The organism is Sphaerotilus sp., from assembly GCF_041083715.1.
Classification (GTDB): Bacteria; Pseudomonadota; Gammaproteobacteria; order Burkholderiales; family Burkholderiaceae_C; genus Sphaerotilus.
In genome coordinates this window covers 1-3,555 of record NZ_JBFPGY010000090.1, presented here as the reverse complement: position 1 = coordinate 3,555, position 3,555 = coordinate 1, and the positions used below count along the sequence as shown (strand labels likewise).

At 68.4% G+C, this 3,555-nt stretch carries 4 protein-coding genes; 1 reads left to right on the top strand and 3 read right to left on the bottom strand.

Going from position 1 to position 3,555, the window contains the following annotated elements; genetic code table 11:
* Positions 1-1,268 (bottom strand): capsular polysaccharide export protein, LipB/KpsS family (locus tag AB3X43_RS04485; RefSeq protein ID WP_473965060.1); only part of this gene is annotated, 1,268 nt, incomplete at its 3' end.
* Positions 1,269-1,369: 101 nt separating this feature from the next.
* Between AB3X43_RS04485 and AB3X43_RS04480 the strand changes: the two genes are divergently transcribed.
* Positions 1,370-2,344, top strand: coding sequence for a glycosyltransferase family protein (locus AB3X43_RS04480; protein WP_369428676.1), 975 nt, complete (start codon positions 1,370-1,372; stop codon positions 2,342-2,344).
* On the opposite strand, the gene AB3X43_RS04475 is transcribed toward AB3X43_RS04480, so the two are convergent.
* Both AB3X43_RS04475 and AB3X43_RS04470 read right to left on the bottom strand, forming a co-directional pair.
* Positions 2,332-3,318, bottom strand: a complete 987-nt coding sequence (locus AB3X43_RS04475) for an alginate O-acetyltransferase AlgX-related protein (protein ID WP_369428675.1) — start codon at positions 3,316-3,318, stop codon at positions 2,332-2,334. The genes AB3X43_RS04480 and AB3X43_RS04475 overlap by 13 nt on opposite strands.
* Positions 3,319-3,333: 15 nt before the next feature.
* On the bottom strand, positions 3,334-3,555 hold a 222-nt coding region (locus tag AB3X43_RS04470; RefSeq protein WP_369428674.1), incomplete at its 5' end, for a hypothetical protein.

The following is a 3,555-nucleotide window of genomic DNA, read 5'->3' as shown; positions in this document are numbered from 1 at the left end:
ACCGGGCGCGTCAGGTCCGCACCCAGCCCGACCGAGCGCAGGAATCCGTCCTCGATGCGCAGCACCGGGCCGGTGGCCTGTGGCGGTGCCGGACGGCGACCCCAGACCGCGACCGCAGTACCTGGATCGAGCTGCCGCTCGCGGCGCAGGAAGGCGATGTCGGCGCTGCCTTGCAGGAAGGCGCGGGCAATCGGGCGTTTCCAGCGCGAAAAGCCCAGCACCTGCACCGGAGATGGGCAGGCGGCGCGCTGGCGGCGTTGCAGGAACAGGTGGGCCAGCAGGCGCTCCGGTTCGCACAGACGCTCGGTTTCGGGGTCCAGGTAGCGTGGATACGCGATCAGGGCTGCGTGGGTGAGCGCAGCGACGTTCGGGTTCGCGGCGCGGCGCCGGGCCGGTGCGCTCAGGTGGTCGGCGGTGAGCCCCCAGCCCGCGTAGAACGGCAGGCCGAAGCAGCGCACGGCGCGGCCGTGCAGCAGCGCCTCGAACCCCATCTGCGAACTGACCACGTAGACCGCCCGGCACACGTCGAGCAGCGCGGGTGGGTGGATGGCCTCGGCGATCACCGTGACCCGCGCGGCCTCGCCGGGTGTCAGGTCGGTGAAGTGGCCCTGCTTGCGGCCGGCGATGACGTCGGGATGCACCTTGAGCCAGATCGGCGCGTCCGGGTGTTCGTCGAGCGCTGCCTGCAGCATCCACTGGAAGTGGGTGGTGCTGGCGCCCGCGCCGGTGACCGAGGCGTCGCCCGCGGTCTGGTCGACCACGAGCACCGGTGGATCGGTGGCCGCCTGGCGCAGCAGTGCATCGGGCAGGCCGTCGTGGGCGTGGTTGTACTTGGAGACCCGGGCATGCACCCAGGCGGCGCGCAGGTGGGCGCCACGATCGAGCTGCGCAGCGCCCAGCGGGGCGGCGATCAGGCTTTCCAGCCGCGAAGGCTGCGCCGCATCGTAGTAGATGCCCTGGTCGTCGAGCACGATCGACAGTGGCGGGCAGCGGTGGCCGAGGTCGATCGAGCGCAGGAAGCCGTCTTCGGCGCGCAGCAGCGGCAGACCATGGCGTTGCGCGAACTGTTCGGCGACGCGGGCGCTGGGTTTGTGGCCCCAGGCCAGCACGGCGCTGGCCTGGGCGTCCGCTCCCGCCTTCAGTGCCCAGTCGGGCAGCAGCGCCGGCAGGGTCGGGATGCGCTGCAGACCACGGGTGACGAGGGCCATGCGGGGACGGCGGTCGTCGATGCGGCTGGCGGACGGGGTGCGGAGCCATTCGAGTAGCATCGTCCGATGGTCGGCCAGACCGGCTGGAGCAAAGCCCGGAAAAGTCGGTGCCCGGCACGGCCATCTTGACGCTTGCCTCCTGACGCTGCCCTGATCTGTCCATGACCCTGTTCGACCGTTGGCGCCCGATCCGCCGCCCTGCGCCACCCACCGAGCCGGTGCTGCGCTGGCTGGTGCTGCAGCAGGGGCCGAATCCCTCCACCGATTACTACATCCGCCCGCGGGCCGAGGCCAGCGGGTGTCCCGTGGCCTACCGGCACCTCGACCTGGACTTGCCGACGCCGGCAGACCTTCCGCCGGGCACGCGGGTCGTGATCGTTCGCTACCTGACTCCGGCGTGGGCCGAGGCGCTGCAGCGGCACCAGGCGCAGCTGGCGGGCATCGTCTATTTCATGGACGACGAGCTGCTCGATCCCCAGGCCTGGCAGGGGTTGCCGGCGCCGTATCGGCAGAAGCTGCAGCGCTACTGCGGGCGCATGCACCGGGTGCTGACCGAGCTGGTCACCGAGTATTGGGGATCAACCGCGCCCCTGTGCGAGCGGCACGCCGACCGCGCCATGCAGCCCATGCCGCCGCTGCCGCTGGTCGAAGACGCGGGCCGGGTGCCGATCCAGCCAGTGCCTGGCGAGCCAGTGCAGATCTTCTACCACGGCACCTCGGTGCACATCGACGAGATGCGCTGGCTGCGGCCGGTGATCGCCGAGGTGCTGTCGGCGTGTCCACTGGCGCAGTTCGAGGTGATCGGCGACCACGAGGTCAACCGGCTGTTCCGCGACCTGCCGCGCACGCGGGTGCTGCATCCGATGGGCTGGCCGAATTACCTGAGCCATTGCCGGGCGATGCGGGGGCACATCGGGCTGGCGCCGCTGTTGCCGGGTGCGTTCAATGCAGCCCGGTCGTCGACGAGGTATTTCGACATCGAGCGCTGTCGAGCCGTGGCGATCGCGGCGGCGACGCCCCCGTATCTGTCCGACCTGTCGGACCGACCTGACCGCCGCTGCCTCGACATGGCCCCGTCCATCTGGAGCACCCGATTGATCGAGATGGTGCAGACAGGGACTGGTCAGCCCCGCTGAATCTTCTTTTCCCAGGTGTCATACGCCGTGCGGTGGTGCCGCCATGACAACTGGGCCTGGAAGGCCTCGAAGAAGGGTTCCGATCGGGCGTTCCGTTCTCCGAAATCGGCCAGCAGCAGGCTCTGGGCGCTGGCATCGTTGCCGACGGTTGACAGGTAGCGCTCGGCGTTGCTGGTCAGCACCACATCGGGGGCACACAGATCGACAAGGTCCGTGTGGAAGGTCGTGCTCCGCACGAACAGAATGTCCTTGAATACCGGGGAATAGAACCGCAGCCCGTCCTTGATGAAGGAGTCGCCGAACACGAGGAGACGGCGCTTCGTCCGTGCGGCGCTGTTGTGGATCACCATCACGTTGTTGGTGTTGCCTGGCAGGAAGGGCCGATTGTCGAAGTACAGCGGTGCGGCCTGGTCCTTCAGACGCTGTTCCGGGAGTCGGGTCGGCAATCCGAGCATCGCCGCCAGATCACCTGGAAGGGCTTCCGTGTGCTGGGTGAAATACCTCCCGGCATCGTATCCAAGTCCCAGTTGCAGCAGCAGCCACTCGGCCACCGCCAGATTGCCATGGTCGGTCATGTGGGTGTCGAGGATCCGGAAGACCCGGTTGGTGGCTCCGGCGACTCTGAGCAGCGCATGCGGATAGAGCAGCCTGTCAACGGCCTCGCCCTGGCGAGTCGCCAGGTACTGGCTCAGGAACAGGCTTCGCACGCGGTCACGGTATGGCGGCGGGAGCTTGTCCGTCACGATCACCGGCTTGGACGGGAACACCACATGGAAGTATTCGATGCCTCGGGCGCCGCAAAAGGACGTTCTGCGCGCGATGTTCTCGAAGAAGTTGTGGACGTCCTTGGCGCCCGGGACCCGGTTGCCCAGCAGAAAGTCGAACTGCTGCTGTCCTCCTCCAAACAGGAAGAGGTGGTCGTCGAGGCCTGTCAGGACGTGGTTCCTGACGGGGAATTCCGCGCTGCCTTCCATGCACTGCCCCAGGTCTTATTGCGAAGAGCAGGCGATGTCGGTCACTTCCGCCGGACCGGGTTCCACGTGCTCGCGCACCGCAGCCGCAGCGGTGGCGCGGCGGAAGATCTCCGCCCAGGCCTGTTCCTTGTAGTTGCTCCGGCTGCGGTGCACGGCACGCTCGAATGCCGCGGCGGTCAGCTGCGCCCGAAGCGGTGCGTCGCCGAGCAGCCGCTGCATGGCCTGGACCCACTGTCG